At 73.8% G+C, this 15,773-nt stretch carries 15 protein-coding genes; 7 read left to right on the forward strand and 8 right to left on the reverse strand.

Going from position 1 to position 15,773, the window contains the following annotated elements; genetic code table 11:
- The first annotated feature begins 211 nt into the window (after positions 1-211).
- Positions 212-796 carry an isopentenyl-diphosphate Delta-isomerase gene (gene idi, locus EDJALFJO_RS18895; protein WP_088287870.1) on the forward strand — a complete coding sequence of 195 codons (585 nt, stop codon included), beginning with the start codon at positions 212-214 and terminating at the stop codon, positions 794-796.
- On the opposite strand, the gene EDJALFJO_RS18900 is transcribed toward idi, so the two are convergent.
- The 5 genes from EDJALFJO_RS18900 to EDJALFJO_RS18920 form a co-directional block, all read right to left on the reverse strand.
- The gene (locus tag EDJALFJO_RS18900) at positions 789-3,188 is read right to left on the reverse strand and encodes an FdhF/YdeP family oxidoreductase (protein ID WP_088287871.1); all 2,400 of its coding nucleotides are present in this window, start codon (positions 3,186-3,188) and stop codon (positions 789-791) included. The genes idi and EDJALFJO_RS18900 overlap by 8 nt on opposite strands.
- 116 nt (positions 3,189-3,304) lie before the next feature.
- Positions 3,305-4,111, reverse strand: coding sequence for a heliorhodopsin HeR (heR, locus tag EDJALFJO_RS18905; RefSeq protein ID WP_088287872.1), 807 nt, complete (start codon positions 4,109-4,111; stop codon positions 3,305-3,307).
- Between the two features lie 119 nt (positions 4,112-4,230).
- On the reverse strand, positions 4,231-5,199 hold the full coding sequence (locus EDJALFJO_RS18910) for a hypothetical protein (protein ID WP_088287873.1): 969 nt from the start codon (positions 5,197-5,199) through the stop codon (positions 4,231-4,233).
- On the reverse strand, positions 5,196-6,311 hold the full coding sequence (locus tag EDJALFJO_RS18915) for a hypothetical protein (protein ID WP_088287874.1): 1,116 nt from the start codon (positions 6,309-6,311) through the stop codon (positions 5,196-5,198). The genes EDJALFJO_RS18910 and EDJALFJO_RS18915 overlap by 4 nt, the downstream gene beginning before the upstream one ends.
- Positions 6,312-6,372: 61 nt before the next feature.
- On the reverse strand, positions 6,373-6,870 hold the full coding sequence (locus EDJALFJO_RS18920) for a hypothetical protein (RefSeq protein WP_088287875.1): 498 nt from the start codon (positions 6,868-6,870) through the stop codon (positions 6,373-6,375).
- A gap of 185 nt (positions 6,871-7,055) precedes the next feature.
- On the opposite strand from EDJALFJO_RS18920, the gene EDJALFJO_RS18925 reads away from it, so the two are divergent.
- Positions 7,056-8,018: a peptidoglycan-binding protein gene (locus EDJALFJO_RS18925; RefSeq protein WP_158220483.1), complete on the forward strand. Its 963-nt coding sequence runs from the start codon at positions 7,056-7,058 to the stop codon at positions 8,016-8,018.
- A 49-nt stretch (positions 8,019-8,067) separates the two neighbouring features.
- Complete coding sequence (locus EDJALFJO_RS18930) at positions 8,068-8,430, forward strand: DUF1971 domain-containing protein (RefSeq protein WP_088287877.1); 363 nt, start codon at positions 8,068-8,070, stop codon at positions 8,428-8,430.
- On the opposite strand, the gene EDJALFJO_RS18935 is transcribed toward EDJALFJO_RS18930, so the two are convergent.
- Both EDJALFJO_RS18935 and EDJALFJO_RS18940 read right to left on the reverse strand, forming a co-directional pair.
- Positions 8,343-8,795, reverse strand: a complete 453-nt coding sequence (locus tag EDJALFJO_RS18935) for a GNAT family N-acetyltransferase (RefSeq protein ID WP_198950443.1) — start codon at positions 8,793-8,795, stop codon at positions 8,343-8,345. The two genes, EDJALFJO_RS18930 and EDJALFJO_RS18935, sit on opposite strands and share 88 nt — an antisense overlap.
- Positions 8,792-9,241 carry a MarR family winged helix-turn-helix transcriptional regulator gene (locus EDJALFJO_RS18940; protein WP_088287878.1) on the reverse strand — a complete coding sequence of 150 codons (450 nt, stop codon included), beginning with the start codon at positions 9,239-9,241 and terminating at the stop codon, positions 8,792-8,794. The genes EDJALFJO_RS18935 and EDJALFJO_RS18940 overlap by 4 nt, the downstream gene beginning before the upstream one ends.
- Before the next feature lie 251 nt (positions 9,242-9,492).
- Between EDJALFJO_RS18940 and EDJALFJO_RS18945 the strand changes: the two genes are divergently transcribed.
- Positions 9,493-11,205: an ABC transporter ATP-binding protein gene (locus tag EDJALFJO_RS18945; protein WP_369812557.1), complete on the forward strand. Its 1,713-nt coding sequence runs from the start codon at positions 9,493-9,495 to the stop codon at positions 11,203-11,205.
- 27 nt (positions 11,206-11,232) lie between these two features.
- Here EDJALFJO_RS18945 and EDJALFJO_RS18950 read toward each other — a convergent pair whose 3' ends face one another.
- Positions 11,233-12,132 (reverse strand): fumarylacetoacetate hydrolase family protein, encoded by a 900-nt coding sequence (locus EDJALFJO_RS18950; RefSeq protein ID WP_233149941.1) that lies wholly within the window; start codon positions 12,130-12,132, stop codon positions 11,233-11,235.
- A 155-nt stretch (positions 12,133-12,287) separates the two neighbouring features.
- Here EDJALFJO_RS18950 and EDJALFJO_RS18955 point away from each other — a divergent pair, with 155 nt between their 5' ends.
- The 3 genes from EDJALFJO_RS18955 (at position 12,288) to EDJALFJO_RS18965 (ending at position 15,771) form a co-directional block, all read left to right on the forward strand.
- Entirely contained in the window at positions 12,288-13,346 is a 1,059-nt protein-coding gene (locus tag EDJALFJO_RS18955; RefSeq protein WP_088287879.1) for a LacI family DNA-binding transcriptional regulator, read from the forward strand.
- A 158-nt stretch (positions 13,347-13,504) separates the two neighbouring features.
- Complete coding sequence (locus EDJALFJO_RS18960; protein WP_198950444.1) at positions 13,505-15,388, forward strand: glycosyl hydrolase family 28-related protein; 1,884 nt, start codon at positions 13,505-13,507, stop codon at positions 15,386-15,388.
- 164 nt (positions 15,389-15,552) lie between these two features.
- On the forward strand, positions 15,553-15,771 hold the full coding sequence (locus EDJALFJO_RS18965) for a DUF2892 domain-containing protein (RefSeq protein WP_088287880.1): 219 nt from the start codon (positions 15,553-15,555) through the stop codon (positions 15,769-15,771).
- Positions 15,772-15,773 lie beyond the last annotated feature (2 nt).

Consider the following 15,773-nt stretch of genomic DNA (forward strand, 5'->3'; position numbering starts at 1 on the left):
TGGGTGCGGGGGTGGCGGGTGCGGGACGTCCGGCCAGACGCTGAGACATGAGGTGCCTCCTCGGGATGCCGGGCCATGGGCTGCAGCCCGGGCGTCATCGACGGTACGCGCGCTTCTCGGCACAGAAGGGGGCCGAAAGACGCCGGTTCCCACGAGGCATCGGACGCCGTCCCGACCCCGGGAACGCCGTCCGACCAGGCATGCTGATGCCATGAGCCCCGGTGCCCACGACCCCGCTCCGTCCGCCGTCGAGCTCGTCGTGCTGCTCGACGACGACGGGCAGCCCTGCGGCACCGCCCCGAAGGCCGACGTGCACACCCGGACGACGCCGCTGCACCTGGCGTTCTCCTGCTGGGTCGTCGACCGGGCCGGGCGGGTCCTCCTCACCCGCCGTGCGGAGTCGAAGCGGACGTGGCCCGGGATCTGGACGAACGCCTTCTGCGGCCACCCCGGCCCGGGCGAGCCACCGGAGGCGGCCCTCGGCCGGCGGGCACGGCAGGAGCTCGGGACGCAGGTCACCGGCGTCCGCGTCGTGCTGCCCGACTTCCGGTACGAGGCCACGATGGCGGACGGCACCCGGGAGAACGAGGTGTGCCCGGTGTTCCTCGCCGAGCTCGCCGACGGCCGGCTCGACCCGGACCCCGACGAGGTCGCCGAGTGGCGCTGGACGAGCGTCGACGACCTCGTCGCGGACGTCGCCGCCGACGGCACCTACAGCCCCTGGGCGCTGCTCCAGCTCGGGCAGCTGCTCGACGCCGGCTGCCTGGCCCGGCCCGGGAGCGGACCCGTCAGCTGAGGTGGTGCGGCTGGACGCCGCTCTTGTGGTGGTCGTCCGAGCCCACCGGCCGCGGGCTCGGGCCGAAGGCGCAGGCGGCGTCGTGGTCCGGAGCCGTGGTCGGGACCAGCCGGACCACCACGGACTTCGACGTCGGGCAGTTGCTCCCGACCGCCGTGGAGTCCAGCGGGACCAGCGGGTTCACCTCGGGGTAGTAGGCGGCCACGCACCCACGCGGGGTGTCGTAGGGCACCACCCGGAACCCGCGGACCGCGCGGACGGCGCCGTCGTCCCACGCCCCGACGAGGTCGACGAGCCCGCCCGCCTCGAGGCCGTACGCCGCGATGTCGTCGGGGTGGACCATGACGACGTCGCGGCCGCCGGAGATCCCTCGGTAGCGGTCGTCGTGCCCGTAGACGGTCGTGTTGAACTGGTCGTGGCTGCGCAGCGACTGGAGCAGCACGTAGCCGTCGGGCACCCGGAGGACGTCGAGCGGGCTGACGCTGAACTGTGCCTTGCCGTCCGGGGTCTCGAACGTCCGTGAGTCCCGCGGCGGGTGCGGCAGGACGAAACCGCCCGGCTGCTCGACCTTCTCGGGGTACGCCTCGCAGCCGGGGACGACGTGGGCGATGTGCTCACGGATGCGCCGGTAGTCGGCCCGCATCGCGGCCCAGTCGATCCGGCTGCCGGCCGGGGAGGAGCCGAGGGTGGCCTCGGCGAGGCCGGTGATGATCGCGACCTCGGAGCGCAGCAGCGGCCCCGCCGGGGCGAGCGGCCCGTGCGAGAGGTGGACGGCGGACATCGAGTCCTCGACGGAGACCGACTGCGGGCCGGACTCCTGCAGGTCGACCTCGGTCCGCCCGAGCGTGGGCAGGATGAGCGACGTCCGGCCCGCGGTGACGTGGGACCGGTTGAGCTTGGTCGAGATGTGCACGGTGAGGTCGGCCGACTCGAGCGCGGCGTACGTCACGGGCGTGTCCGGTGCCGCGGCGGCGAAGTTGCCACCGAGGGCGACGAACACCTTCGCCGCACCGTCGCGCAGGGCGCGGACGGAGTCGACGACGTCGAGGCCGCGCCGGCGCGGGGGCTCGAACCCGAACTCGTCCCGTAGCGCGTCGCCGAAGTGCGTGGGCAGCTTCTCCCAGATGCCCATCGTCCGGTCGCCCTGGACGTTCGAGTGGCCGCGCACCGGGCACAGGCCCGCCCCCGGCTTGCCGATGTTGCCCTGGGCCAGCGCGACGTTGACGATCTCCTTGATCGTCGCGACCGCGTTGCGGTGCTGGGTGATGCCCATCGCCCAGCAGACCACGGTCCGCCGGGAGCCGGCGAACATCGCCGCAGCCTGCTCGATCTGCCCGCGGTCGAGCCCCGTGGCCTCGAGGACGCGGTCCCAGTCGAGCTCGGCGAGGTGCTTGCGCCAGGCGTCGAAGCCCTCGGTGTGCCGGTCGACGAAGTCGTGGTCAAGCACCCCGCCCGCGGCGTCGGCGTCCAGCAGGAGCGCCCCCACGGCCTGGAACAGCGCGAGGTCGCCGTTGGTCCGGATCGGCAGGTGCAGGTCGGCGAGCGTCGTCCCGATGCCGCTCACGCCGCGCGCGGTCTGCGGGTTGCGGAACCCGAGCAGACCGGCCTCCGGCAACGGGTTCACCGCGAGGATCCGCGCCCCGCGCTGCTTGGCCTTCTCCAGCGCGGTGAGCATCCGCGGATGGTTCGTCCCGGGGTTCTGCCCGCAGATCACGACGAGATCGGCCTGGTGGACGTCGTCCAGCGAGACGCTGCCCTTGCCGATGCCGATCGTCTCGGCCAGTGCGACGGACGTCGACTCGTGGCACATGTTCGAGCAGTCGGGGAGGTTGTTGGTGCCGAAGGCGCGCACGAAGAGCTGGTAGACGAACGCCGCCTCGTTGGAGGCCCGGCCGCTCGTGTAGAAGATCGCCTCGTCCGGCGAGCCGAGCGCCCGCAGACGCGACGCGACGAGCGCGAAGGCCTCGTCCCAGGAGATCGGCGTGTAGTGGTCCGCCCCGTCCCGGCGGACCATCGGGTGGGTCAGCCGGCCCTGCTGCCCGAGCCAGTAGTCCGACCGGGTCGCGAGGTCCCGCAACGGGTGCGCTGCGAAGAAGTCCGGCCCGACCCGGCGGACCGTCGCCTCCTCCGCGACCGCCTTGGCCCCGTTCTCGCAGAACTCGGCCCGCGACCGGTCGCCGGGCCGCGGGTCCGGCCACGCGCAGCCCATGCAGTCGAACCCGTGCGCCTGGTTGAGCCGCGTCAGCGTGCGGGCGGTCCGCACGACCCCCATCTGCTCCCGCGACCGGTTCAGCGCCACGACCACGGCGGGTACGCCGGCGGCGGTCGTCTTGGGCGGCCCCACCTCGACCTGGGTCGCCGGGACGTCGTCCTGCGGTGCGGGCGTGGTCATGGGTCTCCTCACGGCAGCCGGCACGGCGCGGGCCCGTTCGGCGGCCCGCAGCCTCTGGCCCGAGGAACGTAGGCACGCGGGGCGACGTCCGCAGCCCCACCCGTCCCCGCAGTCGGTCAGGAACCGGCGAGCGAGCCCGCGAAGATCTGCCAGGCGAGGAGGGACTTGGCGACGAGGCTGAGGACGAGGTACGTCTTCTCGCCGTAGGCGTAGTCGCCCCAGCGGCCGACCCCGCGGTACTGCAGCCACTGGTTCAGGCCGAAGCTGAAGAACAGCACCACCTGCGTCACGACGATCCCGTAGACGAAGCCGGGGACCGTGTCGGCGGCGAGCACGTTGAAGCCGATCGCGGCCCAGGGCGCGAGGCCGACGACCGTGCCGAACCAGAAGGGCAGCATCGTCGTGACCGCCCGCCCGGGCGGGTTCATGACCTCCTGCAGCCACCCGAACCCGATCATGCCGACGTTCGCCCCGGCGACGGCGAGGACGACGTCGAGACCGGTCAGCCCCGAGTAGAAGCCGATGAGGATCACCATGAGCGTGGCGCTCACGGAGTACTCCGCCCAGCGGAACCGGTTGATCCCCCGCCGCAGGTCGCTCTCGTAGACCCGGCGGGACGACGTCGCGGTGAGCAGGTGGTCGGCGGCCGCCAGGGTGAGGAACAGCGCGACGGCCCAGGCGATCCGGACGTCGAACAGCCCCTCCGGCGCCACTGCGGCGGAGCCGGGCGGTCCGGTGGGCACCGACGACGTCACGGTGATGGCGAAGGAGCCGCCCAGCGCGAGGACGGCGACCGCCTGCGCGAGGTGCAGCGCGGCGAGCCCGAGGTTCCACCGGTGCAGGTCCGCGAGCCGCGTCGGCGTGACCCCGGGTGCGACCTGGGACGGGCGAACGTGCTCGGACGTGGTGCCCGGGACGACCATGGCTGACTCCGATGCCCTCGCGCCGCGCGGTGTTCATGTGCGGTGTTCATGTGCGATGTTCATGTGCGATGTGCACAGACCGTCGCCGGGGGCCGGGGCAACATGGTCAACGTAGCCCGTCACCGCCCGACGCGCTGCTCCACCGTCCGTAGCGGGTGCAGGTCGAACCACTGGTTGTTGAGCTGCTGCCGCAGCCGCCCCGCCTGGTCGGCGAAGCTGCCGGCGCGGGGCGGCAGACCGGCCGGCGGCGGGTCGTCGTCGAACAGGCCGCGGCCGACGTCCTCGGTCGCGGCCATCGCCCACAGTGCCGCGATCTCGAGCCACACCAGGCCACGGTCGCGGGCCAGGTCGAGCGCGGCCCGGGCGTCGACGGCGGCCTCGGTCGAGGTGCCCCCGGTCTCGAGGGTCAGGCGCGACCGGACGACGAGCGCGTCGCCGCGCAGCGCGAGCAGACCGTGGGTGCCGCACGCGTCGAGGACCGCCACGACCGTCTCGCCCGCCTCGTCGTGTCGACCGCGTGCCAGCAGTGCCTCGGCGCGCAGCAGCCGGGCCCGGACGGCGTCCGGCACCTGCCCCTCGGTGTCGAGCACGGGCAGCGCCGTGTCCAGCCGCAGGAGGGTGGCACCGGCGAGCTTCTTGTCCAGCTCGAGCGCCGCGAGCTCGACGTCGGCCAGGGCGGCGGCCACCGTGTCGCCACGCTCGGTGCACCCGGCGGCGCTGCGCTCGAGGACCTCGCGGGCGTCGTCCCAGCGGTACGTCGTCCGCAGGTACCAGCCCCAGCGCGCACCAGGCCGCCCGTCCAGGTGGACGTCCGCCTCCGCGAGACCGCGCCGGCACTCCGCCGCCATGAGGTAGGCCGTCTCGGCGCGCTGGATCTCGCCGACGAGGGCGCTCGCGTGCCCGAGCAGCCCGGCCGTCTCCGCCACCCGGGGCCAGGCCTGCGCCTCGACGACGAGGGCGAGCGCCTCCTCGGCGAGGCTCCTCGCGACGACGGCGTCCCCGACCGGCAACGCCTCCTCGGCACGGGCGACGAGGTCGTCGACCCCGTCGTCGCGCCCTTCGTCGATCCCGCTCTCCGCCCCGTTCACGCGTAGGTCATGAGGAAGCCCAGCGGGTCCTCGGCGCGGCGGCTGTAGGCCTCGCCGACGCCCAGCTCGCGCGACGCGACCCGCAGCGTGCGCAGCCGGGTCGCCTCCGTCGGCGGCAGGTCGGCGAACGCGAACTCCACGACGTCGTCCGCCTCCGCGTCCCGCAGCTCGTCGTTGAACTCGAGCACGCTCTGCTCGCTGCCGAACGTCGGGGCGAGGGCCCACTCCCAGGTGACGACGAGCAACGGGAGCCGGCCCGCCCAGGGCTCGCCGAACCCGGCCGCGACCTGTGCGACGAACGCCTCCGCGTCGTCGTCCCGGCCCTCGTCGGAGAGCAGGTCGGCGAGCACGCTCAGCCCGCGTGCGAGGGCGTTGAGCCCGGACGGCGGAGCAGCCTGCGCGTGCAGGATCCCGACGGCCTCCCGGGCCATCCGGACGGCGACCGGCTCGTCGTCCGTCCCGCCGTCCTCGCCACCCTCGGACGGCTCGTCGGACACCGCCTTCGCGAGCAGCAGCAACGCCTCCGCGAGGTTCGTGGCGTACTGGGCCTCGGTGGGGTCGAGGTCGACGAGCCGGCGGCACGTCGCGACGAGGTCGCGTCGGGCGGCCAGCGGGGTGAGCCACGGCTCCTCGTCCGACTCGGGCTCGACCTCGGCGACCGCCTGGAGCAGCGCCGCACGCCACCCGAGGTACGTCAGCGGTGCGCCCGGCGCGAGGTCGTCGAGATGCTGGAGCGCGTAGTAGGCGCACTCGAGGGCCTCGTCGCCCTCCCCGTCGGCGGCGAGGAACCGGGCGAAGTTCACGCCGACGAGGGTGAGGTCGACGAGCGTGCAGTCGGGGTCGTCGCCGTAGAGACTGCCGGTGAGCTCGTGGGCCCGGCGGCCGACCCGCACCGCCTCCGCCGGCTCGCCGCTCAGGCTCAGTGCCATGGCGATCCGGCCGAGCACCCGGGGCTCCGCCGAGCGGGCGACGACGGTCTCCTCGACGAGGACGCGGCAGACCGCCAGGGCCTGCTCCAGCACGGGGACGGCACCCTCCGGGTCGCCGTCGGCGATCCGGGCGTTGCCCTCGGCGAGGAGCCGGTCGAGCTCCTCGGGGGTCGGGTCGTTCACGGTCTCTCCTCGGGCGGGAACAGGTTCTCGACGGGTCGGGCGGGTCGGTCGCGTCGGTCGGTCAGCGGTGCTCGAACGTCACGTCGGGCCGCACGGTGCGCAGCGCCTCGAAGAAGGCCCCGAGGTCGGCGTCGGCGAAGCTCGCCCGGCCGACCTGGGCGATCTGCTCGCCCGCGCCGTCGACGAAGACGACGACCCGGCGGCTGCTCCGCGAGCCCTGCACGGACGTCGTCACCGCCCCGGTGACGACGCGCGCGAGCCGCGCCGGCGGCATGACCACGTCGCCGCGGCGCACGTGCAGGGTCACCGTGCCGTCGTGGGCGAGGCTCAGCGTCGTCGGGTCGGCGCCCGGCCGCAGGAACCGGCGGACGACGAAGGGGACGGCGACCGCGACCGCTCCCGACGCGGCGAACCAGACCCGCTCGACCCCGTGGGCCGAGAACCCCGCCATGAGGAGCGAGAACAGCCCGAACGCCACGAACGGGGCGCCCAGGGCGAGCGGCAGGCACGCACCCGGCGAGTGCTCCACCGGCGTGGTGGCGAAGAGCGGCTCGGTCACGCGGTCCTCCGACGGGCGCTGCCGGTGATCGTCGACCGGGCGGGGCCAAAACTAGTGCCGGCCACGGCGTCCTGTTCGGATCATCGCCGAAGACGCACCGGTCGAAGGACCGCTGTCCTGCGCGCCCGCGCGCCGGCCGGGAGACAATGGAAGCAGTGCACGCGCCAACCATGGGGGTGGTGGCCATGCGGCACGCTTCGCGTCTTCTCACCGTTCTCGCCGCGGTCGTCCTCGCGGCCGGCCAGGTCGTTCTCACGGCGGCACCCGCGGGCGCCGCCGTCCGGTCGTGCAGCACCTCGACGCCTGTCGCGCAGCGGCCGACGCTGCGGCTGCACGACTCCGGCAGCTGCGTCGTCGTCGCCCAGAAGGCGTTGGTGTCCAAGGGCTACAGCGTCGGGTCGGCCGGCGCCGACGGCGACTTCGGCAACGCCACGCTGCGCGCGGCCCGGGCGTTCCAGAAGGAGTTCGGGCTCGACGCCGACGGGGTCGTCGGCCCGCTGACGTGGGCGAAGCTCGGCACCGGTGCCGCGTACGACCGCGGCCGGGGCCCGAACGCGACGTCCCGTGTCGTCGCGACGTTCGACGACTGCCCGCCGTCGGTCGCGGCGTTCCGCGCGATGGTCGAGGCCGCCGACGCGGCCGGGGTCGGCCTCGTGCTCGCGCCGACCGGCACCTGTCTGACGAAGTACCGCAACCAGGGCGTGGACCTCGCCGCGCTGGCCCGCTCGCACGGCCAGTACGTCATCAACCACACCGTCTCCCACCCGGACCTGACGACGATCAGCTACGCATCGGTGCTCACCCAGCTCGCGGCCCCGGGCGTCGTGACGAACGTCGGGCGGCCGCCGTACGGCGCGTCGAACTCGACCGTCGCGACGGCCTACACCGCGGCCGGCATGCGGCAGTGGACGTGGACCGTCGACACCCGGGACTGGACGGGCAAGACGGCCGCCCAGGTCGTCACGTACGTCGTGACGAACGCCCGGGCCGGCGACACCGTGCTCATGCACATGGGCTGGAACGCCTTCACCCCGTCGGCGCTGAGCCAGATCCGCGCCGGCCTCGAGGCCCGCGGGCTCGCCCTGTGCGCGGCGTACGACGGCACGACACCGACCAGGCTGCCGAGGTCGCTGCCCTGCACCGGGTAGGTGATGCTGGGGCGCACGCCCGCCGCCGCGCACCGGGAGGACCCACCGGATGGACCGCCCGACCGCACTGCCCGACGGTGCCGAGCACGTCCGCACGACACCGGACTTCGATGCCCGCACCGTGCCGGCCGGGCTGCTGCGCGCGCACCGCGTGGCGGACGGCGTCTGGGGCCGGCTCGTCGTCCGCGCCGGCACGGTCGTGTTCCGCTTCGAGGACGAGCCGGACACCCCGGTGACCGTGACCGCCGGCGGGCACGTCGTCATCCCGCCCGGCCGGCTGCACCACGTCGAGCCGGACGACGGGGCGGGCTTCGCCGTCGAGTTCTACCGGGTCACGGACAGGTCGACGACCCGCCCGCCGACCGGGATCGCCATCCCGACGGACCGGGGTGCCGTCGCCCGGAAGCCGTGACGCTCGTAGAGCCGCCGGCCCGGCTCGTCGGCCATGAGGGACACGTAGGCACCCGGCGGTGCCAGCGCCTCGATCCGGTCGAGCAACCAGGTCAGGACGGCGTCACCGATCCCGCGGCGCTGATGCTCGGGCAGGACGGCCATGTCGACCACGTGGAAGTACCAGCCTCCGTCGCCGATGAGCCGCCCCATGCCGACCGGCCGGTCGCCCGGCCCCACCACGTGGCACGCCGCCCAGCCGCCGGCGAGCGCCGGGGCGGCCTGCTCACGGGCCCGCGGCGTGAGGCCCGACCGCTCCCGGAGCGTCAGGTAGGACTCGACGTCGGGCGGACCCTCGACGAGCCGGTAGTCCTCATGCAGGGTCAACCCGCTCCCCCGGGCCGGCCCACCGGGTTCGCCGCGCGCAGCACCCGCAGGATGCGCGCCAGCTCCTGGCGGTCGGCGTCGCTCAGGGCCGCGAAGTAGGCGTCGCCCTCGGCCGAGCGGGCCGCCCGGACCTGTTCGGAGACGTGCTCCCCCTGCTCGGTGAGGGCGACGAGGACGGCGCGGCGGTCGTCGGGGTCGGGGCGCCGCCGGAGCAGGCCCCGGCGCTCGAGGTCGTCGGCGACCTCGGTGCCCGAGCGCGGCGCGATCCGCAGGTGCTCCGACAGCGCACTCATGCGCATCTCGCCGTGGCGGGTCAGCACACGCAGGGCGCGGGCCTGGCCCGGGGTGACGTCGAGCGGGGCGAACGCCTTGGCCGACCGGTGGTGCAGCGTCCGCGCGACGGTCGTGAACGCCTCGGGGAGCGAGAGGTCGTCGGGATCGGGCACGGGGAACAGACTAGCAACACATCGCGTTACCGCCTCATAATGAGGTAACCTCAAGAAATCAGGACCCGACCCCAGGAGGCACGCCCTTGACGGACATCACGACCAGACCCAGGACCCGCACCACCTCCCAGACGACCACCCCGACCACCACCCAGACCCCCGCTCCGGACGGCGCACGCACCGAGGCACCCGGCGGCCGCGGCTCGCGCCGCGTCACCGAGGCCGAGCGCGCCCAGGCCCGTGACGTTTCGCTGCGCCGGATCGGCGCCCTCTTCGTCCCGCACCGCCGCCCGCTGACCCTCGTCGTCGCGACGATCGTCGCGTCGTCCGTCGTGGCCATGGCCTCGCCCTTCCTCCTGCGCCACGTCATCGACGTCGCGCTCCCGCAGCAGGACGTCGCGCTCCTCGTGAAGCTCGTCGTCGCGATGGTCGCCGTCGCCGCCGCCACCTCCGTGCTCGGCGTCCTCCAGACGTGGATCAGCACCAGGGTCGGCCAGTCGGTCATGCACGACCTGCGCACGGGCGTCTTCGCGCACCTGCAGCGCCAGTCGATCGGCTTCTTCACCCGGACCCGCACGGGCGAGGTCCAGTCCCGCATCACGAACGACATCGGCGGCATGCAGGGCGTCGTGACGTCCACCGCGACGTCCATCGCCTCGAACCTCACGACGGCGATCGCCACCGCCGTCGCGATGCTCGCCCTCTCCTGGCGCCTCTCCCTCATCTCGCTCGTCGTCATGCCGCCGGCGATCGCCCTGACCCGGCGCGTCGCGTCGATGCGCCGCGAGATCACCGCGCAGCGCCAGCGCGAGCTCGCCGACCTCAACGTCGTCATCGACGAAGGCCTGTCCATCAACGGGATCCAGCTGAGCCGAACGATGGGCGCCGGCCAGTCCCTCGTCGACCGGTTCACCGCGTCGTCCACCCGGCTCATCGACCTGGAGCTGCGCTCCGAGCTCGCCGGCCGCTGGCGGATGGCCACGATGAGCATCATCTTCGCGGCGATCCCGGCCGCGATCTACCTCGCCGCGGGCCTGCCGGCCACGCGCAGCGGGATGACCATCGGCACCCTCGTCGCCTTCACCGCGTTGCAGGCCAACCTCTTCCGGCCGCTCATGGGGCTGCTCAACGTCGGCGTCTCCCTCGTCTCCTCGCTCGCCCTCTTCGCGCGGATCTTCGAGTACCTCGACCTGCCCGTCGACGTCGACGACCCGACCGAGCCGGTGGACGTCGACCCCGCCACGGTGCGCGGCCACGTCCGGCTCGAGGGCGTCACCTTCACCTACCCGGGCAGCGACTCGCCCGCGGTCGACGACGTCACCGTGGACGTCCCCGCGGGGACGACGCTCGCGCTCGTCGGGCCGACCGGCTCCGGCAAGAGCACCCTCGCGGCGCTCGTCGCCAGGCTCCAGGACCCGACGGCCGGCCGCATCACCATCGACGGCGTCGACCTGCGCGACCTGCGCCTCGTCGACCTCGCGAAGGTCGTCGGCGTCGTGAGCCAGGAGACCTACCTGCTGCACACGACCGTCCGCGAGAACCTGCGCTACGCCAAGCCGGACGCCACCGACGCCGAGATCGAGGCCGCGGCCCGGGCCGCGCAGGTCCACGAGCTCATCGCGTCCCTGCCCGACGGCTACGACACGATGGTCGGCTCGCGCGGGCACCGGTTCTCCGGCGGCGAGAAGCAGCGCATCGCGATCGCCCGCACCCTGCTGCGCGACCCGAAGGTGCTCGTCCTCGACGAGGCGACGAGCGCCCTCGACACCCAGACCGAGCGCGCCGTCCAGGAGGCCTTCGACCGGCTGTCCGCGGGCCGCACGACCATCACCATCGCGCACCGGCTCTCGACCGTCCGCGACGCCGACCGGATCGTCGTCCTCGACCACGGCCGGGCTGTCGAGACCGGCACCCACGACGAGCTCGTCGCGCGCGACGGGCGGTACGCGGCGCTGGCCGCCTGACCGGCCCGGCGGCGGACGACGGACGGCTCAGTCCGGCGTGCGCGCCGGGTCCGGGGTGAGCCAGTCGAACGCGTCGCCGGTGACGTCCCGGACCGGGTTCTCCAGCACGCCCACCCCGGCCACCGACACCCGGACGACGTCCCCTGCCAGCAGCGTCCAGTCCAGCTCGGGCACGATCCCGGTCCCGGTCGAGAGCACGACCCCGGCGGGGAACCGCTGCGCCCGGAACAGGTGCTCGACGAGGTCGTCGAGGCTGCGGTGGATCGCGGCCGTCGACGTCGACCCCGACCAGACGACCGCCCCGCCGCGCAGCACCGCGACCTCGATCGCGAGGTCGCGGACGTCGTCCACCTGCCACAGCGGGACGACGCCCGGCCCGAGGGCGCAGGCCCCGGCGTACGTCTTCGCCTGCGGCAGGTAGAGCGGGTTCTCGCCCTCGATCGTCCGCGACGAGACGTCGTCGCAGACCGTCAGCCCGACGACCTCGCCGCTCGCGCTGCAGACGAGCGCGAGCTCGGGCTCGGGGACGTCGACGCCGGAGTCGGTCCGGATGCCGATCGGCTCGCCGTGCCCCACGGTGCGCCAGGCGACCGACTTGAGGAACAGCTCCGGACGCTGTGCCTCGTAGACCCGGGCGTAGACGTCGGCGACGGCGCTCTCCTCCTGACGGGCCTCGCTGGACCGGCGGTACGTCACGCCGGACGCCCAGACCTCGGTGAGCCCGTCGACGGGCGGCAGCAGCCGCACCGGGCCCGCGACGGGCTCGCCGGGCGACCCGACCGCCTGCCGGAACGCGGCCGCGTCGCCGGCGAGCAGGTCGGCGACGGACGGCACGGCGAGCCGGCGGGCGGCAGCCGGGTCGCCGTCGGGGGCGAGCGCGACGACCACGCCGGACGGCGTGGCGAGACGGACGATCTGGTCCGGCACGGGACCTCCTCCACGGCGGGGAGCCGGGCGGCCCGGCGTCGTTCGCGGCCCAGCCTAGGCACCCGCGCCGCCGGGCGGCAGTGCGGCGGCCCCTACGCTGAGGTGGCCGGCAGGCCCTGTCCGGACCCGCGAGCCAGGCGCGAGGAGGTGCCCCCGTGACGACGACCCACCGCGCCGCGGCGCGCCCCAACCTCGAGCAGGTCGCGGCCCGCGCCGGGGTCTCGCGCGCCACCGTCTCCCGGGTCGTCAACGGCTTCGCCTCGGTCGACCCGGCGCTGCGCGAGCGGGTCGAGCAGGCCGTCGCCGACCTCGGGTACGTGCCGAACCAGGCGGCCCGCTCGCTGGTGACCCGGCGCACCGACACGATCGCGCTCGTCGCGTCCGAGCCGGACCAGCGCGTCTTCGGCGACCCGTTCTTCGGGGACGTCGTCCGCGGCGTGAGCCAGGAGGCGATGGCGTTCGGCCTCCAGATCACGCTCCTCATGGCACAGTCCCACGGCGACCTCGACCGGATCGCCGGGTACCTCACGACCGCCCCTGTGGACGGCGTCCTCCTCGTCTCCGGGCACGCCGGCCACGACCCGCTGCCGGCGACGATGGTGGCCGCCGGGATCCCGGTCGTCATCGGCGGCCGGCCGCTGCAGGCCGGGCTCGACGTCCCTTCGGTCGACAACGACAACGTCGGAGGCGGGGCTGCCGCCGCGCAGCACCTGGCGGGCCTGGGGCGCACCGTCGTCGGCAGCGTCGCCGGGCCGGCCGACATGGCCGCCGGCATCGACCGGCTCGCCGGCTTCCGGGCCGGGCTCGGCCGGGCCTGGCGCAGCGCGCGCGTGGAACGCGGGGACTTCACCGTGGACGGCGGGGAGGCCGCGACACAGCGGCTCCTCGAGCGCGTCCCCGACCTCGACGGCCTCTTCGCCGCCAACGACCTCATGGCGATGGGCGCGCTCAAGGCGCTGCGCCGGGCGGGGCGCCGGGTGCCGGACGACGTCGCGCTCGTCGGCTTCGACGACATCCGGATGGCGACCCTCACCGATCCGCCGCTCACGACGGTGCGGCAGCGCTCGGTGACCCAGGGCCGGGCCATGGTGCGGATGCTCCTGGCCCGGACCCGCCCCGGGCTCGTCCTGCCGGCCGACGCCGACCTGCCGGACGACAACGGCACCGACCGCGTCGTCCTGCCGGTGACGCTCGTCGTCCGCGACTCGGCCTGACGGACCACCCGCCGCACCCCGTCCCGGTGCCGCCCGCACGACCTGACAAACCACTGTCCGTATCTCCCCCTTGTGCCCCCGTACGGCCCTGTGGTTGTCTCTGCCGGGAGAGCGCTCTCTCAGCACGCAGCAGCCTCCGAGGAAGCAGGTTCGCAGCCATGGGTCCCACGCGTCCGCCGTCCACCGCCCGCCCCCGCCGCACCGTCGGCGCGCTGGCCCTCGCCGCGGCCCTCGTCGTGCCGGGCGTCGCGCTCGCCACCGGCGTCGCACCGGCCTCGGCGGCCACCGGCGACCCCGACCTGGGGCCGAACGTCGCGGTCTTCGACCCGTCGATGGCCACGAGCGCCATCCAGGCGAAGATCGACGAGATCGCCGCGAAGCAGATCGACAACGAGATGGGCAGCGACCGGTACGCCCTGCTCTTCAAGCCGGGCACCTACGGCACCGCCGCGGCCCCGCTCAACGTCAAGGTCGGCTACTACACCGAGGTCGCCGGGCTCGGGCTCAACCCGACCGACGTGACGATCAACGGCCACGTCGACGTGGTCAACCGCTGCTTCCCCACCCCCACCGGCGGTCAGAGCTGCATCGCGCTGAACAACTTCTGGCGCTCGCTCTCCAACCTCACGATCGACGTCAAGGCGATCGGGCAGGACGGCTGCCGCGACTCGGCCACGTTCTGGGCCGTCTCGCAGGCGGCACCGATGCGCCGGGTCAACGTCACGGGCGGCAACCTCTCGCTCATGGACTACTGCAGCGGCCCGTCCTTCGCGAGCGGTGGCTTCATCTCCGACTCCAAGGCGAGCTTCGTCATCAGCGGGTCCCAGCAGCAGTGGTACACCCGGGACAGCACGGTCGGCGGCTGGTCGAACGGTGTCTGGAACCAGGTCTTCTCCGGCGTGAACGGCGCGCCCGCGACGTGCTTCCCGGCCGACGCCGCGACGTGCGGGGGCCCGTACACGACGCTCGCGAAGACCCCGGTGAGCAAGGAGAAGCCATACCTCTACGTCGACGCGGCAGGCAGCTGGAACGTCTTCGTCCCGGCCGTTCGCCGCGACTCGTCGGGGACGACGTGGGAGAACGGCCCGACCCCGGGCACGTCCGTCCCGCTGTCGAGGTTCTTCGTGGCCAAGCCGTCGACGTCGGTCCGCACGATCAACGAGCAGCTCGACCGCGGCAAGCACCTGCTGCTCACGCCGGGCGTCTACGACGTGGCCCGCACCATCGAGGTCGAGCGCGCGAACACGGTCGTCCTGGGCCTCGGTCTGCCGTCCCTGTCGGCGCAGCGCGGCGCGCTCGTGCTCGACGTCGCGGACGCCCGCGGCATCGACATCGCCGGCGTCATGGTCGACGCCGGACCGGTGAACTCCAAGCTGCTCATCCGCATCGGCTCCCGCGACGACAAGGTGCGCCGGTCGGGCACCCCGGTGGCCCTGCAGGACGTCTTCGTCCGGATCGGCGGCCCGCAGGTCGGCAAGGCGACGGTCACCATGGAGGTCAACAGCGACGACGCCCTGCTGGACAACCTCTGGCTCTGGCGCGCCGACCACGGCAACCCCGGCACCGTCGGCTGGACCGTCAACACCGCCGACACCGGGCTCGTCGTGAACGGCGACGACGTCACGGCGACCGGCCTGTTCGTCGAGCACTACCAGAAGACCGAGGTCATCTGGAACGGCGAGCGCGGCAACGTGGTCTTCTTCCAGAACGAGCTGCCGTACGACCCACCGAGCCAGGCGGCGTGGAGCCGTCCGGGCGGGGTCAAGGGCTACCCGGCGCTCAAGGTCTCGAACCGGGTCAAGGCCTTCACGATGACCGGCGCGGGCAGCTACAGCTTCTTCAACCAGGGTCTGGACATTTTCGCGGACAACGCGTTCGAGGTCCCGAAGACCCTGCCGAAGGGCAGCCTGACCAACCTGCTGACGATCTTCCTCGACCCGGCCAACGGCAAGGGCGGGATCGAGAACGTCGTCAACGGCGTCGGTGGTTCGTCGACGATCGCCAACCCGGACGTCCCGGTCACGGTGGTCAGCTACCCCTGATCCGCAGCGCCGTCACGGCGCCCGGACGACGACCGGCCCGCATCCCGCTCAGGGGTGCGGGCCGGTGTCGTGCGGGTCACACCTGCGACCCTGTATCCCTGCGGGACCCGACGGCGTCCATGCGCCGACCCCGCAGGGAGCGGGGCATCCACCAGGAGGTCGTCATGGTCCGCAACGAGAGCACCGCAGACCGCATCATCCGCCTCGTCGTCGCGGTCGTCGCCGTCGTCGTCGCGTTCACGGTCGGCGCCGGCTCGGCGCTCGGGATCGTCCTGCTCGTCGTCGGGGCCGTCATGCTCGTCACCGCGGCGGTCGGGTTCTGCCCGCTGTACCGCGTCTTCGGCCTCAGCACGTGCCCGATGCCGAAGAGCTCGGTGCACTGACA

Source organism: Kineosporia sp. A_224 (genome assembly GCF_002198655.1).
GTDB lineage: Bacteria > Actinomycetota > Actinomycetes > Actinomycetales > Kineosporiaceae > R-H-3.

Bases quoted from the DNA above. Each gene is read 5' to 3' on its own strand.
- idi (WP_088287870.1), top strand. From the start codon at position 212: ATGAGCCCCGGTGCCCACGACCCCGCTCCGTCCGCCGTCGAGCTCGTC.
- EDJALFJO_RS18900 (WP_088287871.1), bottom strand. From the start codon at position 3,188: ATGACCACGCCCGCACCGCAGGACGACGTCCCGGCGACCCAGGTCGAG.
- heR (WP_088287872.1), bottom strand. From the start codon at position 4,111: ATGGTCGTCCCGGGCACCACGTCCGAGCACGTTCGCCCGTCCCAGGTC.
- EDJALFJO_RS18925 (WP_158220483.1), top strand. From the start codon at position 7,056: ATGCGGCACGCTTCGCGTCTTCTCACCGTTCTCGCCGCGGTCGTCCTC.
- EDJALFJO_RS18930 (WP_088287877.1), top strand. From the start codon at position 8,068: ATGGACCGCCCGACCGCACTGCCCGACGGTGCCGAGCACGTCCGCACG.
- EDJALFJO_RS18960 (WP_198950444.1), top strand. From the start codon at position 13,505: ATGGGTCCCACGCGTCCGCCGTCCACCGCCCGCCCCCGCCGCACCGTC.
- EDJALFJO_RS18965 (WP_088287880.1), top strand. From the start codon at position 15,553: ATGGTCCGCAACGAGAGCACCGCAGACCGCATCATCCGCCTCGTCGTC.